This window comes from Pseudomonas sp. 2995-3 (genome assembly GCF_002742565.1).
In the GTDB taxonomy this organism is placed as follows: domain Bacteria; phylum Pseudomonadota; class Gammaproteobacteria; order Pseudomonadales; family Pseudomonadaceae; genus Aquipseudomonas; species Aquipseudomonas edaphica.
Genome location: NZ_LJSB01000423.1, coordinates 1 through 241 on the forward strand (window position 1 = coordinate 1; position 241 = coordinate 241).

At 39.8% G+C, this 241-nt stretch carries 1 protein-coding gene; it reads left to right on the forward strand.

Annotated elements, in window-relative coordinates; genetic code table 11:
- The coding region (locus AOA62_RS29915) for a (2Fe-2S)-binding protein (RefSeq protein ID WP_178075673.1) at positions 1–241 on the forward strand (241 nt) is incomplete at both ends.

Consider the following 241-nt stretch of genomic DNA (forward strand, 5'->3'; position numbering starts at 1 on the left):
TGGCTACGATGCCGTTATCAGAAACGGTGTGTAGCTGTAATAATGTTTCTAAAGGGATCATTATCGAAGCAGTCCAACATAAGTGCTGTGCAACAGTGGCGGATATTAAACAATGTACGAAAGCTTCGGGTTCTTGTGGAGGCTGTAAGCCCATCGTAACTGAGCTACTTGAATATATTCAAAGTGATCAATTTGATGAAGCAATTGAAGTGAAGACATTTTGTGATTGTACATCGTATAC